General features: G+C 70.2%; 5 protein-coding genes (1 of these 5 cut by a window edge). All 5 read left to right on the top strand.

Features of this window, described 5'->3' with window-relative positions; all coding sequences use genetic code 11:
* Nucleotides 1-85: 85 nt before the first annotated feature.
* Complete coding sequence (locus tag ABZV44_RS15600) at nucleotides 86-1,264, top strand: sensor histidine kinase (RefSeq protein WP_354836410.1); 1,179 nt, start codon at nucleotides 86-88, stop codon at nucleotides 1,262-1,264.
* Nucleotides 1,261-1,896 carry a response regulator transcription factor gene (locus ABZV44_RS15595; protein WP_033090529.1) on the top strand — a complete coding sequence of 212 codons (636 nt, stop codon included), beginning with the start codon at nucleotides 1,261-1,263 and terminating at the stop codon, nucleotides 1,894-1,896. The genes ABZV44_RS15600 and ABZV44_RS15595 overlap by 4 nt, the downstream gene beginning before the upstream one ends.
* A gap of 18 nt (nucleotides 1,897-1,914) precedes the next feature.
* Nucleotides 1,915-2,340, top strand: a complete 426-nt coding sequence (locus ABZV44_RS15590; protein ID WP_354836407.1) for a PPOX class F420-dependent oxidoreductase — start codon at nucleotides 1,915-1,917, stop codon at nucleotides 2,338-2,340.
* Nucleotides 2,341-2,397: 57 nt separating this feature from the next.
* Nucleotides 2,398-3,156 carry a precorrin-4 C(11)-methyltransferase gene (cobM, locus tag ABZV44_RS15585; RefSeq protein WP_354836405.1) on the top strand — a complete coding sequence of 253 codons (759 nt, stop codon included), beginning with the start codon at nucleotides 2,398-2,400 and terminating at the stop codon, nucleotides 3,154-3,156.
* Between the two features lie 303 nt (nucleotides 3,157-3,459).
* Nucleotides 3,460-24,242 carry the 5' portion of a non-ribosomal peptide synthase/polyketide synthase gene (locus ABZV44_RS15580; protein WP_354836403.1) on the top strand. 23,482 nt of this gene lie beyond the right edge of the window, so only the first 20,783 of its 44,265 coding nucleotides appear in the window; the start codon lies at nucleotides 3,460-3,462; the stop codon falls past the right edge of the window.

The raw sequence follows: 24,242 nt of genomic DNA, 5'->3' as shown, positions 1-24,242 counted from the left end.
GACGGTTCCCGGACCAGCCAAGGGTGGGGCGGCGTTTCCTACTTTCGATGGATGCCGCGCCAATAGCCGGGCATAAGCTGGTCGCGTGCACCGCTCGCCACTCACCCCGGTCTTCTCCGCCCTGCAGGCGGGACTGCATGTCATGGTGGTGGTGCTCACCATCGTGGTGGCGGTGCAGGAGTTCCTGACGGGTTCGCATCGGTTGCTGGTCGTGGTGCTCGCGAGCGTCTTTCTCGGCGTCTACTTCGCCGGCGGCCGGTTCCGTCGCGATCTTCCCGCGGCCCGGGTATGGCTGGGCCTGTTGACGCTGCTGTGGCTGGGCCTGGTGATCGTGGCTCCGCTGGCGGTGTACCTGGTGTTCGGACTGTTCTTCCTGTATCTCCATCTGCTGCCGCGCAATTGGGGGCTGCTCGCGGTGACCGCGGCCACGGTGGTGTCGGTGGTCGGGTTCGCCGCGCACCGCGGCTGGACGGTGGCGGGTGTGATCGGCCCGCTGCTCGGCGCCCTGGTGGCGGTGGCCATCGGGCTCGGCTACCAGGCGCTGTTCCGGGAGGCCGCCGATCGTCAGCGCCTCATCGACGAATTGCTCGCCACCAGAAACACTCTCGCCGAACAGGAACGCACCGCGGGCAAGATGGCCGAGCGGGAGCGCCTGGCCCAGGAGATCCACGACACGGTTGCCCAGGGCCTCAGCAGTATTCAGCTGCTGCTGCACGCCGTCGAGCGCGCCGCTCCGGAGCATCCGGCGCTGGAGAAGATCCGGCTGGCCCGCGAGACCGCCGCCGACAGCCTGGTCGAAACCCGCCAGCTCATCGCGGAACTCACGCCCGCCGCACTCGAGGGCCAGTCCCTCGCCGGTGCGCTGCACCGCATTGCCGAGCGGGCCGCCGCGCCCGGCCTGGATGCCCAGGTGCTCGTCGAGGGGGAGCCGCAGGCGCTGCCCATGTCCATGGAGGCCGCCCTGGTCCGCATCACCCAGGGCGCGGTCTCGAATGTGGTGCGGCACGCCCACGCTCAGCGCATGCGGGTCACTCTCACCTACGCCGATGACGCCGTGCATCTGGACGTGGTCGACGACGGCGTCGGCATCGATCCCGCGGTGCTGGCCGAATCCCCTTCCGGCAGTTTCGGTCTCAATGCCATGCGCAGCCGGGTGGAGCAGCAGGGCGGCACCATGGATGTCGAATCCGAGCCCGGCCACACCGCGGTCACCGTCTCCTTCCCCTTGGAGGAGCAGCCCACCTTCCCCTCGGAGCAGAGATGATCCGCATCCTCCTCGCCGACGACCACGCCATCGTCCGCGCGGGCCTGCGCGCGCTGCTGGACTCCAGCGTCGCCGAAACCGATTGCGACGACATCGAAGTCGTGGGCGAGGTGGCGACCGCCGAAGAGTCCGTGGCCTTCTGCTCGACCACCCCCGTCGACCTGGTCCTGATGGATCTGCGCTTCGGCCCCGGCAAGTCCGGCGCGGACGCCACCGCGGCCCTGCGCGATCTCCCGAATCCGCCGAATGTCCTGGTGGTCACCAACTACGACACCGACGCCGACATCCTGGGCGCGATCGAGGCGGGCGCGGTCGGTTACATCCTCAAGGACACCCCGCCCGCCGAACTACTGGCCGCCGTCCGCTCGGCCGCCGAGGGCGAGAGCGTGCTGTCGCCCTCGGTTGCCTCGCGTCTCATGACGCGAGTCCGCAAGCCCGACACCACCTTGAGTCCGCGCGAGATCGAGGTCCTCCGCCTGGTGGCCGACGGCCATTCCAACCGGGAGATCGGCAAGCGCCTGTTCCTTTCCGAGACCACCGTGAAATCCCACCTGGTCCACATCTATTCGAAGCTCGGCGTCAAATCCCGAACCTCCGCCGTGGCCCGGGCTCGTGAGCGCGGGGCCATCTGAGGTCGTACGGTGTCGCCCATGGCCTCACTGTCCGATCAGCGTGTACGCGACTTCCTGACCGAGGGCACCCGGACCGGCAAGCTCGCCTTCGTGGCGAGCGACGGCCGCCCCCTGGTGGCGCCCGTCTGGTTCATCCTCGAAGGCGACGAGATCGTCTTCAACACCGGCAAGGACACGGCCAAGGGCCGCTCGATCCGGCGCGACGGCCGCCTGAGCCTCTGCGTGGACGTCTCCGCACCCCCGTACTCCTTCGTTCAGGTCCAGGGTGTGGCCGAAATCTCCGAGGACCCGGACGAACTCCTCCGTACCGCCACCGACATCGCCGCCCGCTACATGGGTCCCGACCGCGCCGACGAATTCGGCAAGCGCAATGCCGTCCCCGGCGAACTCGTGGTCCGCCTCCGCCCCACCAAGATCGTCACCGACTTCTCGGTCAGCGGCTGATCGCGGTGCTGGTGGCGGCCGGGCAATCCGCCTGAGTGGGTGTGCGAGACTCGGCCGATGACAGTGCACTTCATCGGGGCCGGGCCGGGGGCGGCGGATCTGCTGACCGTACGGGCGGTCGAGCTGCTGCGGCGGTCGCCGGTGTGCCTGTACGCGGGGACCTATCTGGATCCCGAGGTGCTGGGGCACTGCGCGCCGGATGCCGAGCTGATCGATACCCAGCGGCTGGATCTGGACGAGATCATCGCGCACTGTGCGCGGGCGCACGCCGAGGGCAAGGACGTCGCGCGGTTGTGCTCGGGCGATCCGTCCTTATATTCGGCGCTCACCGAGCAGAAGCGCAGGCTCGACGCCCTGGGAATCCCCTGGGACGTGACGCCCGGGGTGCCGGCGTACGCGGCCGCCGCGGCGCTGCTGGGTGCTGAGCTCACGGTGCCCGAGCAGGTGCAGTCGGTCGTGTTGACCCGCGCACAGGCGCGTTCGACCGCCATGCCGGAATCGGAGGCGCTGGCAAATTTCGCGCGCACCCGGGCGACCCTGATCCTGCATCTCGCCATCACCCGGATCCGGACCCTCGCGCAGGAACTGGTTCCCGACTACGGCGCGGACTGCCCGGTCGCGGTGGTCTACCGCGCGACCCAGCCTGAACAGCAGGTTCTCCGGGGCACCCTGGCCGATATCGCCGATCGCGTGGAGGCGGCCGGACTGCGGCAGGCGGCCGTGATTCTCGTCGGTCGCGCATTGGCCGAAACCCTGAACTGTGCCCAGTCGCATCTGTACGATCCTGCTCGCGATAGGTCGCACATCACTGGCTGAAGATACGAAATGCGATGATAGTTAAGGGCTATGGCCCTTTCTTATTGTCGCTTGCGCGCTGACGGTAGATTGGACCGAGTGTCCGTCACCAAGTTTGCGACTGTGGCTGCCCTGCAGCGGCCGGCGGGTGTGGTCGCGCCCATGTAACAAGATCGGCCAGCTGGGGGGATACCCCAGGGAGTCTCAATTTACGGTGAAGTGAGCCCCGAACACCGGACGCCACGCTGAAGCAGGCGTGGCGTCCTGTTCGGGTTTTCGGCGGGGAGCGCTGCGTGTCGTGGTGTTCCGGAAGCGAGGTTTGGGTTGGACCGGCTGGATTTCGGCGGCATCGGCGAAGCTGGCAGCGAAATCGCACCGGGATCGGGCGAACTTTTCCCGCTGTCGCCGGCGCAGCTCGGCATCTGGTATGCCCAGCACCTGGACCCGCAGGTCCCGATCAATATCGCCCAGTACGTGGAACTGCGCGGCGAACTCGACCTCGAGTTGCTGGAACGCGCCATGGTCCACGGCTCGGAGGAGTTCGGGTCGGGCTTCCTGCGCATCGTCGAGCGTGACGGCGAGCCCGTGCAGATGGTGGACCACTCGCTGGACCGCACCATCTACCACGTCGATCTGACCGATGAGGCCGATCCGGCCGCCGCGGCCCAGGCCTGGATGCGCGCCGACTACAGCGCCCCGCTGGACCTCACCCGGGACCGCCTCATCCGCACGGCCATGCTGAAGCTGGCCGACGGCCATTACTACTGGTACGCGCGCATCCACCACATCGTGCTGGACGGCTTCGGCGCGGTGACCTACATGACTCGGGTCGCCGAGCTGTACACCGCGTACGTGCGGGGCGTCGAGCCCGCGCCGCACAAGCTGACCGACCTGCCCACCCTGGTCGAGCAGGAATTCGCCTACCGCGAGAGCAGCCGCTTCAAGTCGGACAAGGAGTACTGGGCCGAGCGGGTCGCCGGGCTCGAGGACGGCACCAGCCTGGTCGGCCGCTCCGCGCCGCCGGCCGCCATCAACCGGATCGCCACGGGCGCGCTCAGCGAGGACCAGAGCTCGCTGCTGGACGACGCCGTGGCGCGTCACGAGTCGTCGCCCGCGGGTCTGCTCATCGCCGGGTTCGCCGCCTATCTCGCGCAGTGGACCGGCAGCGAGGACGTCATCCTCAGCCTCCCGGTGACCGCGCGCACCACCGCGATCATGCGCCGCTCCGGCGGCGCCGCCTCGAACATCGTGCCGCTGCGCCTGCGCGTCGGCCACGGCGTAACCGTGACCGATCTGCTCAAGCAGGTGCAGGTCGAGGTGTCGGGTGCGCTGCGTCACCAGCGCTACCGCGCCGAGGACATTCGCCGCGACTCCAGTGGCGAGTTCACCGGCGGCGAGGTGGGCTCGCAGTTCTTCGGCCCGTGGGTCAACATCATGTTGTTCCACAACGAGGTCGTACTCGGTGACATCACCGGTGAATACAGCGTGCTGTCCACCGGTTCCATCGAGGATCTGGGCGTCAACTTCTACCAGTCGGTGAAGGGCACCCGGAATCACATCGATTTCGAGACCAACCCCAACCTGTACTCCGCGGACGAGACCGAGCGTCACCACGCGCGGTTCCTGGAGTTCTTCGACCGCTTCCTGGCGGCGGGGGCGGAGCAGCCCGTCTGGGGCCTGCCCATCACCACCGCGGCCGAGCGCGCCCGCACCCTGGTGGAGTGGAACTCCGCCGCGCACGAGGTGCCGGTCACCACGCTGCCGGCGTTGCTGGACAAGCAGATTCCGCTGACCCCGGACAATGTCGCCGTCGAGTTCGAGGGCGAGCAGCTCACGTACGCCGAGTTCGGTGCGCGCGTCAATCGCCTGGCCCGCTTCCTCATCGCGGACGGCGTCGGCCCGGAATCGCTGGTCGCCCTGGGCATGCGCCGCTCGCTCGACCTGGTCGTCGGCATGCACGCGGTGCTGCGCGCCGGTGGCGCCTACGTGCCGATCGACCCGGATCACCCGGCCGACCGCACCGCCTACATCCTCGAGTCCGCGGCACCGGTCTGTGTGCTGACCACCGCTCGCGACGAGCTCGAGCTCCCGGAGTCCGTGCGCCGCTTGGAGATCGACACGCTCGACGTCTCCGGCTTCTCCGCGGAGCCGGTGACCGATGCGGATCGCCTGGCCCCGCTGCGCCCGGACAACACCGCCTACGTCATCTACACCTCGGGTTCGACCGGCCGCCCCAAGGGCGTCGCCGTCACCCACCACGCCATCGTCAATCAAGAGCTGTGGATGCTCGACGAGTATCCGCTCACCGAAGACGATGTCTACCTGCAGAAGACCGCCACCACCTTCGACGTGTCGCTGTGGGGCTACTTCATGCCGCTGCTGGTGGGCGCGAAGCTCGTCGTGGCGACCCCGGACGGCCACCGCGATCCGCTGTACGTGGCGGAGATGATCGAGCGCCACGGCGTCACGGTCACCGACTTCGTGCCGTCCATGCTGACGGTCTTCGTCGCGCACGCCACCCGGGCCCAGTGTGCCTCGCTGAAGTACGTTTTCGTGATCGGTGAGGCGCTGCCGCCGGAGACCGGCGCGGGCTTCCGCGAGATCACCTCGGCCGGGCTGCACAACCTGTACGGCCCCACCGAGGCCGCGGTCTCGGTCACCTACTGGGAGAACACCGCCGCCGACACCGTCACGGTGCCGATCGGTCTGCCCGAGTGGAATGTCGAAGTCTACGTTCTGGATTCGCGGCTGCGGCCCGCCGCCATCGGCGCCGCGGGTGAGCTCTACCTAGCGGGCCGTCAGCTGGCACGCGGGTACAAGGGCCGTCCCGATCTGACCTCGGATCGCTTCGTCGCGAACCCGTTGTCGCCCAAGGGCGAACGCATGTACCGCACCGGTGACCTGGTGCGGTGGAACGAGTCCGGCGCGCTGGAGTACATCGGCCGCACCGACTTCCAGGTGAAGTTCCGCGGTCAGCGCATCGAGCTCGGTGAGATCGAGACCGACCTGCTGGCCCACCCGACCGTCAGCCAGGCCGCCGTCCTGGTCATGGACACGGCCACCGGTCAGCAGCTGGTCGCGTACGTGGTCCCGGTCCCCGGGCTGTCCATCGATCCGGCCGAGCTGACCCGTTTCGCCGCCGAGAAGCTGCCGTCCTACATGGTTCCGGCGTCGATCATGGTGCTGGACGCCTTCCCGCTCAACACCTCCGGCAAGCTGGACCGCAAGGCCCTGCCGGAGCCGGTGTTCAGCGCGGATGCCGCCGGCTACCGCGCGCCGCGCACCGCCGCCGAGGAGATCGTGGCGGGCGTGTTCGCCGATGTGCTCGGCCACGACCGGGTCGGCGTCGACGACAACTTCTTCGATCTGGGCGGCAACTCGCTGGTCGCCACCCAGGTGGTGGCCCGCATCTCGGCCGCGTTCAGCACCCGCCTGGGTGTGCGCGCGCTGTTCGAGACCCCCACCGTTGCGGGCCTCGCCGCGCGGGTGGAAGCCGCTGGGCCGGCCGATGTTTCGCGTACTCCGCTGGTGGCGCAGGAGCGCCCGGACCGGGTGCCGCTGTCGCTGGCGCAGCAGCGCATGTGGTTCCTCAACCAGTTCGACCCGAACGTCCCCACCTACAACCTGCCGTTCGTGGTGCGGTTGCGCGGGCAGGTCGATATCGAGGCCCTGCAGCTGGCGCTCGCCGATGTGGTCGCGCGCCAGGAGTCCCTGCGCACCATCTTCCCCGAGTCCGGCGACGGCGGCTTCCAGCAGGTGCTGCCGATGTCCGAGGTGGAGCTGGGCATCGAGGTCATCGATCTCGCCGAGGCCGAATTGCCGTCCGCGCTGGCGGAATTCGCCTCCACCGGTTTCGATGTCTCGACCCAGCTGCCGATTCGCGTGCGCGTGTTCCGGGTCGCCGGTGCTGCGGTGCTCGATGCCGGCGAGGTCGATCTCGCCGTCGCCTTCGTGGTGCATCACATTGCGGCGGACGGCTTCTCGTTCGGGCCGCTCTCGCGCGACATGACCGCCGCCTACCTGGCCCGCGTGGCCGGCCAGGAACCCGCGTGGGCGCCGCTGCCGGTGCAGTACCAGGACTTCAGCATCTGGCAGCGCGAGGTGCTCGGTTCGGAATCCGATGCCGAGTCCATGGCCGCCCGTCAGATCGCCTACTGGCGTGGGGCGCTGGCCGGGCTGCCGGACCAGCTGGACCTGCCGGCCGACCGGCAGCGTCCGCCGGTGCAGAGCTTCCACGGCTCCCGCGTCACCTTCGACATTCCGGCCGAGTTGCACACCCGGCTGGCGGGTTTGGCGCGCGCCCAGGGCGTTTCGCTGTTCATGGTCATGCACAGCGCGCTGGCCGTGCTGCTGGCCCGGCTCTCGGGCACCAGCGACATCGCCATCGGCACCCCGGTCGCCGGTCGTGGTGAGCAGGCGCTCGACGACCTGATCGGCATGTTCGTCAACACCCTGGTGCTGCGTTCGGAGGTGGATGGGGCCCAGCGCTTCACCGACTTCCTGGCCCGCACCCGGGAGACCGACCTGGCGGCCTTCGCCAATACCGATGTCCCGTTCGAGCGGCTGGTCGAGGTGCTCAACCCGACCCGTTCGCAGGCCCGGCACCCGCTGTTCCAGGTCATGCTGTCGTTCCAGGAGATGTCGCACGGCTCCATGGAGCTGCCCGGCCTCACCGTCTCCGCGGACGAGCTCGAGGTCGACATCGCCAAGTTCGACCTGCAGTGGACGCTGACCGAGCAGCGCGGCCTGGCCGGTGAGCCGGCCGGGCTGGCGGTGGTGCTGTCCTACGCCACCGATCTGTTCGACGCCTCGACCGTGGCCGAGTTCGGGCAGCGCTACCTGCGCGTGCTCGAAACCGCCGTCGCCGCACCGGACACCGTGGTGCGTGACATCGACGTCCTCGACGCCGATGAGCGCGAGACCGTGCTGCACGCGTGGAACCACACCGCGCGCGAACTCCCCTCCGCCGCAACCGTTCTCGACCTGTTCGAGCGGCAGGTGCGGATCCGGCCGGACGCCACCGCGCTGATCTTCGATCCGGGCGAGCGCAGCGGCAGCATGTTCGGCCCCGCCGAGGAGCTGAGCTACGCGGAGTTCTCCGCGCGCGTGAATCGCCTGGCGCGCAGGCTGATCGACGCCGGCGTGGGTCCGGAGTCCCTGGTCGCGGTGGGCATCCGCCGCTCGGTGGACATGCTGGTCGCCATCTACGCCACCCTCACCGCGGGCGGCGGCTACGTGCCGATCGACCCGGACCACCCGGCCGAGCGCACCGACTACGTGCTGCGCACCGCCGAACCGGTGGTGCTGCTCACCACCGCCGACGATGCGGTGGAAACCTCGGATTGCCCGGTGCTGCACCTGGATTCGCTGGATCTGGGCGACTACAGCGCCGCCCCGGTCACCGACGCGGACCGGCTGGCGCCGCTGCGGCCGGCCAATGCCGCCTACGTGCTGTTCACCTCCGGCTCGACCGGCCGCCCCAAGGGCGTGGCCATCCCGCATGCCGCGGTGCTCAACCAGATCGCCTGGATCACCCGCGAATACGACATCGACGACACCGATGTGATCCTGCAGAAGACGCCGGTCACCTTCGACGTCTCGGTGTGGGAGCTGTTCGGCTCGCTGGCCGTGGGCGCGCAGCAGGTCATCGCCGCGCCGGACGGCCACCGCGATCCGATGTATCTGTCGGAGGTCATCGGCCGGCACCGGGTCACCATGACCTCGTTCGTGCCGTCCATGCTGAGCGTGTTCGCCTCCAGCGCCTCGTCGGCCGAATGCCTGTCGCTGCGTGCGGTGCTGGTCGCCGGTGAGGCGCTGCCGCCGGCCACCGTGACCGCCTTCCGCCGCTTCTCCACCGCGGCCGTGCACAACCTGTACGGCCCGACCGAGTTCACCGTGCACGCCACCTACGCGCCCATCGACGCGCCCGTGGTCACCTCGGTGCCCATCGGCCGCCCGGTGTGGAACGCGCAGACCTATGTGCTGGACGAGGGCCTGCGCCCGGTGCCCGCGGGTGTCCCGGGTGAGCTCTACCTGGGCGGTGTCCAGGTGGCGCGCGGCTACTTCGGCCGCCCGGACCTGAGCGCCGAGCGCTTCGTCGCCAATCCCTACGGCGAGCCGGGTTCGCGCCTGTACCGCACCGGTGACCTGGTGCGCTGGAACCACAACGACCCGGGCGTGATCGACTACATCGGCCGCACCGACTTCCAGGTGAAGTTCCGCGGCCAGCGCATCGAGCTCGGCGAGATCGAGACCGCGCTGCTGGACCACCCCAAGGTGCAGCAGGCCGTGGTGCTGGTCATCGACACCGTGGCCGGCGATCAGCTGGTCGCCTACATCGTGGCCGGCGGCCCGGTGGATCTGGACGGCGTCAAGACCTCGCTGCAGCGCACCCTGCCCGCCTACATGGTGCCGGGTTCGATCATGGTGCTGGACGCGTTCCCGGTGAACGCCTCCGGCAAGCTGGACCGCCGCGCGCTGCCCGCGCCGCGCTTCGAGGTGCGCGAATTCCGTGCTCCCACAACGCCGATCGAGGAGATCGTCGCCCAGATCTTCGGCGAGGTGCTGGGCATCGCCCGGGTCGGCGTCGACGACGACTTCTTCGAACTGGGCGGCAACTCGCTGATCGCCACCCAGGTGGCTACCCGGCTGGGCACGGCCCTCGACACCCGCGTGCCGGTGCGCATGCTGTTCGAGGCCGCCACCGTGGAAGCCCTGGCGGCCCGGGTGGAATCGCACGTCGGTGACGGCGGCCGCAAGGCCCTGGTGGCCCGCGAACGGCCCAGCGAGGTCCCGCTTTCGCTGGCGCAGCAGCGCATGTGGTTCCTCAACCGCTTCGACACCGCCTCGGCGGTGAACAACATCCCGGTCGCCATCCGGCTCTCCGGTGAGCTCGATATCGCGGCCCTGCAGGTCGCGGTCATCGATGTCATCGACCGCCACGAGTCGCTGCGCACCGTCTTCCCGGAGACCGCGCACGGCCCGGTGCAGCGGGTGCTGGACGCCGCGCAGATCGTGCCCGACCTGACGCCGGTGCCGGTCACCGAGTCGAATCTGATCGACCACCTGGTCGAGCTGGCCACCATGGCCTTCGACGTCACCGACGAAGTGCCTTTGCACGCCGCGCTTTTCGAGATCAGCGAGACCGAGTACATCCTCGGGATGGTGGTCCACCACATCAGTGCCGACGGCTGGTCCATGGGCCCGCTGGCCCGCGACGTCATGGTCGCCTACGCCGCGCGCACTTCGTGGGAGGCCCCGGCCTGGGCGGAACTGCCGGTGCAATACGCCGACTACGCGCTCTGGCAGCGCGAGGTGCTCGGTTCCGAGGACGACCCGGATTCGCTGATCGCCAAGCAGATCCGCTACTGGACCGACGCGCTCGCCGATCTGCCGGACGAGCTGGTGCTGCCCGCCGACCGGCAGCGGCCGGCCGTGGCCAGTTACCAGGGTGGCACCTACCCGTTCGCCATCTCCGCCGAAACCCAGCAGGCGCTGGTGGATCTGGGCCGCCGGCACAATGCCTCGCTGTTCATGGTCATGCACAGTGCGCTCGCGGTGCTGCTGGCCCGCCTGTCCGGGACCGGCGACATCGCCATCGGCACCCCGGTACACGGCCGCGGTGAGGCCGCGCTCGACGACCTGATCGGCATGTTCGTCAACACCCTGGTGCTGCGCACCGAGGTGGACGGCAGCGAGACCTTCGCCGATCTGCTGGCCCGCTCCCGCGACACCGACCTGCACGCCTTCGCGCACGCGGACGTGCCGTTCGAGCGGCTGGTCGAGGTGCTCAACCCGGCCCGCTCGCAGGCCCGCCACCCGCTGTTCCAGGTCATGCTGACCTTCCAGAACACCCGGCAGGCCAGCCTGGAACTGCCCGGGCTCTCGGTCAACGGCATCGACTACGACGCCCGCCTGGCCAAGTTCGACCTGCAGCTGACCCTGCAGGAGGCACAGGACGACCACGGCGAGAACGCCGGTATGTCCGCCGAGATCTCCTATGCGCTGGATCTTTTCGACGAGCCCACCATCGCGGCCTTCGCGCACCGCCTGGACCTGATCCTGGCGGCCGTTGTCGCGGACCCGGACCGGCCGCTCGGCGATATCGACCTGCTGGTCGCCGACGAGCGCGAGCGGGTGCTCGACGACTGGAACGACACCGCGTTCAACCTGGCGCGAGTGCTGCCCGCGCTGCCGGAGGGCGAGGCCGCGACGCTGGTTTCGCTGTTCGAAGCACAGGCTCTGACCAGCCCTGATGCGCCTGCCGTGGAATTCGAGGGGACGGGTCTGTCCTACGCCGAATTCGCGGCGCGGGTGCATCAGCTGGCCCGCAAGCTCATCGCCCAGGGCGTGGGCGCGGAATCGCATGTGGCGCTGGCCATCCGGCGCTCGCTGGATCTGGTCGTCGCCATGTACGCGGTGCTGGAGGCCGGTGGCGCGTACGTGCCGCTGGATCCGGATCAGCCGGACGAGCGCATCGACTACGTGCTCGACACCGCCCGCCCGGTCGCGATCCTCACCACCAGCCGCGACGATTTCGTCACCGGCCGCAATGTGCCGGTGCTCGAGGTCGACACGCTGAACCTGGAGGCCTACTCCGACGCGCCGATCACGGATGCCGAACGGGGACAGGCGATCCGGCCGGAGCACACGGCCTACGTCATCTTCACCTCCGGTTCGACCGGCCGCCCGAAGGGTGTCGCGGTCGAGCACGGCGCGATCGTGAACCGCCTGCTGTGGATGCAGCACGAGTACCCGATCGACGCGAACGACGCTGTCCTGCAGAAGACTCCGGCCACCTTCGACGTGTCGGTCTGGGAGTTCTTCTGGCCCCTGCAGACCGGCGCCCGCCTGGTGGTCGCCAGGCCGGACGGCCACCGCGACCCGGTGTACCTGGCCCAGGTCATCGCCGAGACCGGCATCACCACCGCCCACTTCGTGCCGTCGATGCTGTCGGTGTTCGTCGCCACCCTCGGCAACGAGAACGGCGACTCCTCGGTCCCCGCACCGCGTTTGCGGCAGGTCTTCGCCTCGGGTGAGGCGCTGCCCGCGCCGACCGCGCAGAAGCTGCGCGAGCTCACCGGTGCGCGGCTGCACAACCTGTACGGCCCGACCGAAGCGGCCGTCGATGTCACCTACCACGAGGTCGTGGACACCGACACCGTGTTCGTGCCGATCGGCCGCCCGGTCTGGAACACCGAGACCTACGTGCTCGATGCCCGCCTGCACCCGGTCGCGCCGGGTGTCGCGGGTGAGCTCTATCTGGCGGGCGATCAGCTGGCGCGCGGCTACCTCGGCCGCCCCGACCTGTCCGCCGATCGATTCGTCGCGAACCCGTTCGTCTCCGGTGACCGCATGTACCGCACCGGCGACCTGGTCTCCTGGACCGCCGACGGTGAACTGAACTACCTGGGCCGCACCGACTTCCAGGTGAAGTTGCGCGGTCTGCGCATCGAGCTCGGCGAGATCGAGGCCGCGCTGCTGGCGCAGCCGGCCATCGCCCAGTCGGTCGTGGTGGTGCGCACCGATGCGCACGCCGGTGACCAGCTGGTCGGCTATGTGGTCCGTGCGGCCGAGGCGGTCGTGGACGTCGACGCGATCAAGGCCGCGCTGAGCGGCTCGCTGCCCGCCTACATGGTCCCGGCCGCGCTCGTGGTGCTGGACGCCTTCCCGGTCAACGCCTCCGGCAAGCTGGACCGCCGGGCGCTGCCCGCGCCGGTCTTCGAGGCCAAGCGTTTCCGCGCCCCCTCGACCCCGATCGAGGAGATCATCGCGCAGATCTTCGCCGACCTGCTCGGCGTCGAGCGCGTCGGCGTGGACGACGACTTCTTCGAGCTGGGCGGCAACTCGCTGGTCGCCACCCAGGTGGTGGCCCGCCTGGCCGCCGCGCTCAACGCCGAGATCGGCGTGCGCGTGCTGTTCGAGGCCCCGACCGTGGCCGCGCTGGCCGCCCGCGTCGAGTCGCACGCGGGAACCGGTGTGCGCCAAGCGCTCACGGTTCGGTCCCGGCCGGAGTACCCGCCGCTGTCGCTGGCGCAGCAGCGCATGTGGTTCCTCAACCGGTTCGATCCGGAGTCGGCCGCCAACAACATCCCGGCGGCCGTAAGACTCACCGGCGCACTGGATCTCGACGCCATGCGCGGGGCCATCGCCGACGTGGTGGCGCGGCACGAGTCGCTGCGCACCCTCTACCCGTCGCACGAGGGCGTCGCCTACCAGAAGGTGCTGCCCACCGGCCGGGCCATCCCCGAGCTGGATGTGCTGGACGTGACCGAGGGCGAATTGTTCGCCGCGGTCTACGATTTCGCCGCCCGCGGCTTCGACGTCACCACCGAGACCGCCGTCCGCCTGCGCGCCTATCGCCTCGCGGCCGACGATCACGTGCTGGTGCTGGTGGCCCACCACATCGCCGCCGACGGCTTCTCGATGAACCCGCTGGTGCGCGACCTGATGACCGCCTACATCGCGCGCAGCAACGGCGAGACCCCGGGCTGGACCGAACTGCCGGTGCAGTACGCGGATTACGCGCTGTGGCAGCGGGAAACGCTGGGCTCGGAAGAGGATCCGCGCTCGCTCATCACCGAGCAGCTCGACTACTGGCGCGGCACCCTTTCCGGCCTGCCGGACGAGCTGCGCCTGTCGGCCAAGCCGCGCCCGGCCGTCGCGTCCTACGACGCCGGTACTCACCGGTTCCAGGTGCCGGGCGAGCTCATCGCCGGGCTGAACCGGGTGGCGCAGTCCAATGGCACCACCCTGTTCATGGTGGTGCACAGTGCTTTCGCCGCGCTGCTGGCGCGCCTGAGCGGCACTGAGGACATCGCGGTCGGCATTCCGGTGGCGGGCCGTGGCGAGCAGGCCCTCGACGATCTCGTCGGCATGTTCGTCAACACCCTGGTGCTGCGGTCGCCGGTCGATCCCGCCACCAGCTTCACCGACCTGCTGAAGACCGTGCGCGAGCGCGATCTGCAGGCCTTCGCCCACGCGGACGTGCCGTTCGAGCGGCTGGTCGAGGTGCTCAACCCGGCCCGCTCGCAGGCCCGGCACCCGCTGTTCCAGGTCATGCTGTCGTTCCAGAATCTGGGTCGCACCTCGCTGGAGCTACCGGGTCTGAGCGTGTCCGAGCTGGCCATCGACCAGCAGTCGGCCAAGTTCGATCTGCAGCTGACGCTGAGCGAGGTCATCGATGGTGCCGCGGCGGGCCGCGAATCGGACATCGCGGCCATGGATGCCGAACTCGTCTACGCGACTGACCTTTTCGACGCGCAGTACGCCGATGTGTTCGCGCAGCGCTTCGTCACCATGCTCACCGCCGTGGCCGCGGACCCGACCCAGCTGGTCGGCGATGTCGAGCTGCTGAGCGAGGCCGAACGCCGCCAGCTGCTGGTCGGCTGGAACGAGACCGCGTTCGAGCTGGACACCGCACTGCCGGAGATCTCCGAAGGCGCTGCGGCGACCTTGGTTTCGCTGTTCGAGGCGCAGGTTGCGCTGACCGCCGAGGCGACTGCGGTCACCTTCGAGGGGGCAAGTCTGTCGTACGCCGAGTTCGCGGGCCGTGTCCGCAAGCTCGCGCGCTGGCTCATCGCCGAGGGCGTCGGACCGGAATCCTTCGTGGCACTGGGCATGCGCCGCTCCATCGACCTGGTCGCGGGCATGTACGCCGTCACCATCGCCGGTGGCGCGTACGTGCCGCTGGATCCGGATCACCCGGCCGAGCGCACCCAGTACATCCTCGAGACCGCACAGCCGGTCTGCGTGCTGACCTCCGGCGACGACTTGGAAGGCGTTGACGCGCGCCAGGTCCGGATCGACGAGCTGGACCTGTCCGGCTTCGCCGACACCCCGGTCGCCGATGCCGAACGCCGCTCGCCGCTGCGGCCGCAGAACACCGCGTACGTGATCTTCACGTCCGGCTCCACCGGCCGCCCCAAGGGTGTGGCCGTGAGCCACGCCGCGATCGTGAACCGTCTCGTCTGGATGCACGCCCAGTACGGGCTGGCCGCCTACGACGTGGTGTTGCAGAAGACTCCCGCCACCTTCGACGTGTCGGTGTGGGAGTTCTTCTGGCCCTTGCAGGTCGGCGCGCGCCTGGTCGTCGCCAAGCCGGACGGCCACCGCGATCCGGCCTACCTGGCCGAGATCATCGTCCGCGAGGGCGTCACGGTCACCCACTTCGTGCCGTCCATGCTGGCGGTCTTCGTGGCCGAGCCGGCCGCGGCCGACTGCGTCAGCCTGACCAATGTCTTCGCCTCCGGTGAGGGCCTGCCCGCGCCGACCGCGCAGAAGCTGCGCGAACTGACCGGCGCTCGCCTGCACAACCTGTACGGCCCCACCGAGGCCGCGGTGGACGTGACCTTCCACGAGGTCACCGACGCCGACCTGGCCTCGGTGCCGATCGGCGCGCCGGTCTTCAACACCCAGGTGTACGTGCTGGATTCGCGTCTGAAGCCGGTTCCGGTGGGTGTCGCGGGTGAGCTGTACCTGGCGGGCGATCAGCTGGCCACCGGCTATGTGGCGCGCCCCGACCTGACCGCGGATCGTTTCGTGGCCAACCCCTTCGGCGCCGGCGCCCGCATGTACCGCACCGGTGACCTGGTCACCTGGACAGGGCATGGCGAGCTGGAGTACCTGGGCCGCACCGACTTCCAGGTGAAGCTGCGCGGTCTGCGCATCGAGCTCGGCGAGATCGAGTCGGCGCTCACCGCGCTGCCGTCGATCGCTCAGTCCGTGGTGGTGGTCCGCACCGACGAGCGCACCGGCGATCAGCTGGTCGCCTACCTGATCGCCGCCGACGGTCATCTCGACCTCGACGCGGTCAAGGACGAACTGTCCGAGCAGCTTCCGGCCTACATGGTCCCGGCCGCCTTCATGGTGCTGGACGCCTTCCCGCTCAATGCCTCCGGCAAGCTGGACCGCAAGCAGCTGCCCGCGCCGACCTTCGCCGCCAAGACCTACCGCGCCCCGGCCACGCCGGTGCAGCAGACGGTCGCCGGCACCATCGCCGACGTGCTCGGCCTGGACCGGGTCGGCCTGGACGACGACTTCTTCGAGCTCGGCGGCAACTCGCTCATCGCCACCCAGGTGATCGCGCGCCTGTCGGCCGCCCTGGACGCCGACATCCCGCTGCGCGCGCTGTTCGAGGCCACCACCGTGGCTTCCCTTGCCGCGCAACTGGAATCGCGCGTCGGCACCGGCGCCCGCGCGGCGCTGGCCGCCCAGGAGCGCCCGGAGCTGGTGCCGCTGTCGCTCGCCCAGCAGCGCATGTGGTTCCTGAACCGCTTCGACAACCGCACCGCGGTCAACAACATCCCGGTGGCGCTGAAGCTCACCGGCGCGATCGACCCGGCCGCCTTCACCGCCGCCATCGGCGACGTGCTGGCCCGCCACGAGTCGCTGCGCACCATCTACCCCGAGGTCGAGGGCGACGGGTACCAGCGCATCCTGCCGCTGTCCGAGGTCGACTTCGAGGTGCGGACCGAGACCGTCACCGCGGCCGACCTGACCGACCGCATCACCCAGCTCGCGAGCGTGTTCTTCGACGTCACCCGCGAACTGCCGTTCCGCGCCACCGTGCTCAGCCTCAGCGAAAACGAGCACGTGGTCGTGCTGGTGCTGCACCACATCAGCGCGGACGGCGTCTCGCTGCGCCCGCTGCTGCGGGATGTGGTGGCCGCCTACCTGTCCCGCAGCACCGGCGAGGCCCCGGCGTGGGCGCCGCTGCCGGTGCAGTACGCCGACTACACGCTGTGGCAGCGCGAGATCCTCGGCGCGGAAACCGATTCCGAGTCCCTGGCGGCCCAGCAGATCGCCTACTGGACCGACCGGCTGGCCGACCTGCCCGAGCAGATCGAGCTGCCCGCCGACCGTCCGCGGCCGGAGATCGCCACCAATGCCGGTGGCACCTACGACTTCTCGATCGACGCCGAGCTGTACCGCGCCCTGACCGGCGTGGCCCGCGAGCACGACGTCACCCTGTTCATGCTGGTGCACGCCGCCCTGGCCACCTGGGCCGCGCGCCTGTCCCGCGCCACCGACATCGCCATCGGCACCCCCATCGCGGGCCGCGGCGAACGTGCGCTGGACGACCTGGTCGGCATGTTCGTCAACACCCTGGTGCTGCGCAGCGAGGTGCGGCCGGACGCCGCCTTCCGCGACCTGCTGGCCCAGGTGCGCCGCACCGATCTGGCCGCCTTCGCGCACGCCGACGTACCGTTCGAGCGTCTCGTCGACGTGCTCAGCCCGGTCCGCTCGCAGGCGCACCACCCGCTGTTCCAGGTGGCGCTGACCTTCGAGGCCGCCGGGGCCAAGGACGCGGCGGCGGTCGCGCTGCCCGGCCTGGAACTCGAGGTCGTCGAATTCGATCCGGGCACCGCCAAGTTCGACGTGCAGCTCACCGTGAGCGAGCGCGCCGACGGCTCGCTGGGCCTGTCCTGGAACTACGCCGCCGATCTGTTCGACGCCGAGACCGTCATCTCCTTCGCCGAGCGCCTGGTCCGCATCCTGCGCGCGGTCGCCGAGGATCCGGCCGCGCTCATCGGGGATATCGACCTGCTGGGCGAGGGCGAGCGCCACAATGTGGCCGAGCACTGGGTCTCCGCGGGCGAGGACATCGTCGCCCTGGCCCAGACCGCGCGGGCCGCGGTCGCCGACGCCGAACGCGCTGTCGCCGAGGGCACCTCGGGCATCGCGCCCGAGGCCGCCGCTCTGCAGGCGCTGGGCGCGTCCGCCGAGCGCCTGGCCAACCCGCTGGCCGCCCTGGCCAGCCCGTTCGTGGCGGCCGACGCCACCCTGTCGAGCCTGTTCGACCTGGCGGTGGCCGCGAATCCGGAGCGCGTCGCGGTGCGCTTCGGCGACGAGGAACTCACCTACTTCGACCTGGACCGCCGCGCGAATGTGCTGGCGCGCCGCCTGATCGGCGAGGGCGCGGGACCGGAATCGCTGGTCGCGGTGCTGCTGCCGCGTTCGGCGGATCTGGTGGTGGCGCTGCTGGCCGTGATCAAGACCGGTGCGGGCTACGTGCCGATCGATCCCACCTACCCGGCCGACCGCATCGCCTACGTGCTCTCGGACGCGCGGCCGACCAGCGTGATCACCGACTCGACCGTGCAGGTGGAGCAAGCGCGGGGAGGCGGAGCGGCGGCCGGGCTGAACACCATACTGCTGGACGGGTTCTCGCTGGAGGCGGGCAATATCGTGGACGCGGCCGACGGGCCGGTCACCGACGCCGAACGCCGGTCCGCGCTGCGCCCGGACCACGTCGCCTACGTGATCTACACCTCCGGCTCCACCGGCCGCCCCAAGGGCGTGGCCGTGGCGCACCGGAACGTGGTGCGGCTCATGGCGAACACCGATCGCGAGTTCGGCTTCGGCCCCGACGACGTGTGGACCCTGTTCCACTCCTACGCCTTCGACTTCTCGGTGTGGGAGCTGTGGGGCCCGCTGCTCTACGGCGGCAAGCTCGTCGTGGTCGACTACTACGTCTCCCGCTCGCCCGAGCAGTTCCTGGAACTGCTGCGCCGCGAACAGGTCACGGTGCTCAACCAGACCCCGTCGGCCTTCTACCAGCTGGCCGAGGCGGACCGGATCGCTACCTCGGCGAGCCGGGAATCGGATACCGCCGCCGGTGACCAGCAGTCGCTGGCACTGCGCTACGTCGTCTTCGGCGGTGAGGCGCTCGAGCTGCGCCGCCTGTCGGATTGGGTTGCCCGCCACGGTGATTCCACGCCGTACCTGGTGAACATGTACGGCATCACCGAGACCACCGTGCACGTGTCCGTGCGCGTGCTCGATGCCGACACCATCGCCGCCGCCACCGGCTCCGTGGTCGGCCGGGCCATCGCGGGCCTGCGCGTCTACGTCCTCGACGACCGCCTGCACCCGGTGCCGGTCGGTGTCGCGGGCGAAATGTATGTCGCCGGACCGCAGTTGGCGCGCGGCTACCTGGGCCGCCCGGACCTGGCCGCGGCCCGCTTCGTGGCCAGTCCCTTCGGTATCGCGGGCGAGCGGCTGTACCGCTCCGGCGACGTGGCCCGCTGGAACCGCTTCGGTGAGCTGGAATACCTGGGCCGCGCCGACGACCAGGTCAAGGTGCGCGGCTTCCGCATCGAGCTCGGTGAGATCGAGTCCGCCGTGCTGGCCCAGCCGGGCGTGGCGCAGGCCGCGGTCATCGTGCGCGAGGACCAGCCGGGCGATCAGCGCATCGTGGCCTACGTGGTGCCGGAGAACGGCGTCGCGCCGGCCGTGGACGCGGTCCGCGACGGCGCGGCCGAGCTGCTGCCGTCCTACATGGTCCCGTCGGCCATCGTGGTGCTGGACCGAATCCCGTTGACCGTCAACGGCAAGCTGGACCGCCGGGCGCTTCCGGCTCCGGCCGCGCAGGCGCGGGCCTTCCGCGCCCCGGAGACCCCGGTGCAGGAGACGGTCGCCGCCGTCTTCGCCGAGGTCCTGGATCTACCGCGGGTCGGCCTGGACGACGACTTCTTCGATCTGGGCGGCAACTCGCTCATCGCCACCCGGGTGGTGTCGCGCATCGGCGCGGCCCTGGACACCACGGTCGCGGTGCGCACCCTGTTCGAGGCCACCACGGTCGAGGCCCTGGCCGCCCGCATCGAATCGCACGCCGACGGCGCCTCGCGCGCCAAGCTGGTGGCCCGGACGAGGACTCCCGAAGCGCAGGGAGGTGGAGCGGAGCTGGCGCCGCTGTCGTTCGCGCAGCAGCGCATGTGGTTCCTGAACCAGTACGACACCTCCTCGGCGGCCTACAACCTGCCGCTGGCCATCCGCCTCACCGGTGAACTCGACACCGCCGCACTGGAACTCGCGGTCGCGGACGTGGTCCGCCGGCACGAGTCGCTGCGCACCCGGTACCCGGAGCACGGCGGCACCCCGATGCAGGTGGTCGTCCCGGCCGAGGAGATCGCCCTCGACCTGCGGCCGGTCACCGTCGCGGCCGAGGACGTGACCGCCACCGTGACCGCCTTCGCCACACTGGGCTTCAATGTGGCCGAACAGGTTCCGCTGCGCGCCCGCCTGTTCCGCGTCGGCGGCGAGGACGCCACCGGGCACGTGCTCGTGGTGGTCGTGCACCACATCGCGGGCGACGGCTTCTCGATGTCCCCGCTGGCCCGCGACGTCATGGTCGCCTACACCGCGCGCAACCAGGGCGCGGTCCCGGGCTGGGCCCCGCTGGCCGTCCAGTACGCCGACTTCGCCGTCTGGCAGCGCGAAGTGCTGGGCTCCGAAGAGGACTCGTCCTCGATCATGGCCCGCCAGGTGGCCTACTGGCAGCGCGTGCTCGGCGGCGTGCCCGACGAGCTGGCCCTGCCCACCGACCGCCCGCGCCCGGCCATCGCCTCGCACCGCGGCGCGACGCTGCAGCGCACGCTGTCGCCGGAGCTCGTCGCGGCGCTGGAAGACGTTGCCCGCCGCCGGGGTTCGTCGCTGTTCATGGTCATGCACAGCGCCCTCGCGGTGCTGCTGGCCCGGCTGTCCGGCGGCGACGACATCGCGATCGGCACCCCGGTCGCCGGTCGCGGTGAGGCCGCGCTGGACGACCTGGTCGGCATGTTCGTCAACACCCTGGTGCTGCGCACCGGCATCGACCCGGCCGAGTCGTTCACCGACCTGCTGGACCGCGTGCGGCACACCGACCTCGACGCCTTCGGTAATGCCGACGTGCCGTTCGAGCGGCTGGTGGAACTGCTCGCGCCCGAGCGCTCGCAGGCCCGCAACCCGCTGTTCCAGGTCATGCTGGCGTTCCAGAACCTGGATCGCACCAGCATCGAGCTGCCGGGGCTGACCGTCTCCACGCTCGACCTCGACGAGAACATCTCCCGCTTCGACCTGCAGTTCACGCTGTCGGAGCAGGACTCCGGGATGGCGCTGGCGCTGACCTACGCCACCGACCTGTTCGATGAGGCCACCGCGGCCGGATTCGCGCAGCGCTGGGTGCGGGTGCTCGAGGCCGTCGCGGCCGACCCGGAGGTCGGCGTCGGCGCGATCGACATCCTGGACCAGGACGAACGCGCCGATCTGGTGGCCCGTTTCGGCCTGCCCGCCGTTCCGGCGCGCACGCTGCCCGAGCTCATCGCCGACGCTGTCGCCATCGATCCGGCCGCGACCGCGGTCGTGTTCCAGGGCAGGAGTCTGTCCTACGGCGAGCTGGATGCCCGCTCGAACCGTCTGGCGCGCTTGCTCATCGAGCGCGGCATCGGCGCCGAGGATCTGGTCGCCGTGGCCGTGCCGCGGTCGGACGACTCCTACTTCGCCGAATGGGCGGTGTCCAAGACCGGTGCGGCCTTCGTGCCGGTGGACCCGAACTATCCGGCCGACCGCATCGCCCACATGGTCACCGACTCCGGTTCGCCGGTCGGCCTCACCGTGGCATCGGTGCGCGCGGACATGCCGGACTCGGTCGAGTGGCTGGTGCTGGACGAGCTGGAACTGAATGCCTTCGCGGACACCGCGATCGCCGACGCCGAGCGGGCGCGCCCGCTGCGTCCGGAGCACCCGGCCTACGTCATCTACACCTCCGGTTCCACCGGTGTGCCCAAGGGCGTCGTGGTCACCCACGCGGGTCTGGCCAACTTCAGCGTTGAGCAGGCCGAGCGGTACGCACTCGACTCCTCTTCGCGCGCACTGCATTTCGCGTCGCCGTCGTTCGACGCGTCCATGCTGGAGTTCCTGCTCGCCATCGGCAGGGGCGGCACCCTCGTGGTCGTCCCGCCGGGCACCTACGGCGGTGAGGAGCTCGCCGAGCTGATCCGCCGCGAGCAGGCCACCCACGCCTTCATCACCCCGGCCGCGCTGTCCACCTTCGGACCGGCGGGCCTGGACTCGCTCCGTGTGCTGGTCGCCGGTGGTGAGGCCGTCCCGGCCGATCTGGTCGAGAAGTGGGCGGTGCCGATCGGAGAGGGGACGGAGTCGGACGGCACCATTCGTGCCTTCCACAACGGGTACGGCCCCACCGAGACCACGATCATGACCAACATCAGCGATGCGCTGGTGCCGGGCGATCTGGTCACCATCGGCGGTCCCATCCGGGGCATGCAGTCGCTGATCCTCGACAACCGCCTGCGCCCGGTTCCGGTGGGTGTCGCGGGTGAGCTGTACCTGTCGGGCATTCAGCTGGCGCGCGGCTACCACGCGCGGCCGGGCCTGACCGCCGACCGGTTCGTCGCCAACCCGTACGTGGCGGGCGAGCGCATGTACCGCACCGGTGACGTGGTGCGCTGGACCCCGGACGAAGCGCGGGGGGGCGGAGCGTTGGTCGAGTACGTCGGCCGTTCCGACTTCCAGGTCAAGGTGCGTGGTTTCCGCATCGAGCTGGGCGAGATCGACGCCGCATTGGCTTCGCACGAGTCCGTCGACTTCGCGGTCACCGTGGGCCACAAGAACGCCGCGGGCGCGACGTCGCTGGTGTCGTACGTGGTTGCCACACCGGGTCATTCGATCGACGTGGCGGCCGTGACGGCGCACGTCGAGGCGCGCCTCCCCGCGTACATGGTGCCGTCGGCGGTCATGGTCATCGACCGGGTGCCGCTGACGCCGGTCGGCAAGCTGGACCGCCGGGCGCTGCCCGAGCCGGTCTTCGCCACCGAGGTGGTCTTCCGCGCGCCGCGCAATGCCCTCGAGCACACCATCGCCGAGGTCTTCGCCGAGGTGCTGGGCCTGGAGCGGGTCGGTATCGACGACTCGTTCTTCGCCCTGGGCGGTGACTCCATCGTCTCCATCCAGCTGGTGTCGCGGGCCAAGGCGCGCGGGGTGGTGTTCAGCCCGCGCGACGTGTTCGAACAGCGCACGGTCTCCGGTCTGGCCGCCGTCGCGACGGTATCCATGGACGGCCAGGGTGATTCGACCCCGCAGCTGACCGAGCTGCCGGGCGGCGGCGTGGGCGTCATGCCGCTGACCCCTGTCGTGCGCTTCATGGCGGGCCGGCCGGGCGAGTTCGGCCGCTTCAACCAGACCATGGCGCTGGAGCTGCCGATCGGCATCGATCGCGCGGGCATCGCCGCCACCGTCGGCGCGGTCATCGACCGCCACGACATGCTGCGGGCGCGCCTGCGCCGGGTGCCGGACGCGGACTGGATCGTCGAAACCGCCGCTCCCGGGACGATCGACGCGGATGCGCTGATCGATCGCACCGAGTTCGACGCGAGCGTCACCGACGCGCAGCTGGTCGAGATCGCCACGGCCGCACTGGATGCCACCCTCGACAAGCTGGATCCGGCTGCGGGACAGGTCATCCGGTTCGTGTGGCTGGAGCCGTCCGACGCCACGGCGAGCCGTGCATCGGGCACCGCTCGTGCCGGACGTCTCGTCGTCGCCGCGCACCACCTCGTGGTCGACGGCGTCACCTGGCGAATCCTGGTGCCGGACTTCGTCGCCGCCTGGGGTCAGCTGTCCGCCGGACAGACTCCCGAGCTGGTAGCGCCCGCCACCAGCATGCGCACCTGGGCGCACGCCCTCGAGCGTGAGGCCGCCACCGACGAGCGCGTCGCCGAACTCGAATTCTGGCGCACCGTCGTCGAGGGCCCGGACCCGCTGCTCACCGAGCGCCCCATGGATCCGGCCGTCGACGTCACCGCCACCATCGAGAAGCACCGCGTCGAGCTGTCGGCCGAGGCCACCAAGGCGCTGCTGACCACCGTCCCCGCGCTGTTCCACGGCGGTGTCAACGACGGTCTGCTGACCGCACTCGCCTTGGCGGTGGCCAAGTTCCGCGCCGCCAAGGGACTGGGGGAGAAGGCCGGGGGGCAGGACACAACCCTCGTCCGCCTCGAGGGCCACGGCCGCGAGGAAGAGGTCGTGCCCGGTGCCGACCTGTCCCGCACGGTCGGCTGGTTCACCGCCATCTTCCCGGTGCGTTTCGATCTGTCCGGCATCGACGTGGACGCCGCCCTCACCGGCGGGCCCGCCATGGGCCGGGCCATCAAGGCCGTCAAGGAGCAGCTGCTCGCGGTGCCGGACAAGGGCATCGGCTACGGCCTGCTGCGCTACATGAACTCCGACACCGCCTCGCAGCTGCCCAAGCAGCTGCCGGGCCAGGTCAGCTTCAACTACCTGGGCCGGGTCAACGACGGCAATGTGCCGGAGGCGCTGCGCGGCTTCGG

The organism is Nocardia sp. NPDC004860, assembly GCF_040609015.1.
GTDB lineage: Bacteria > Actinomycetota > Actinomycetes > Mycobacteriales > Mycobacteriaceae > Nocardia.
The sequence above is the reverse complement of the archived record's forward strand: the minus strand, read 5'-3'. Positions and strand labels throughout refer to the sequence as shown.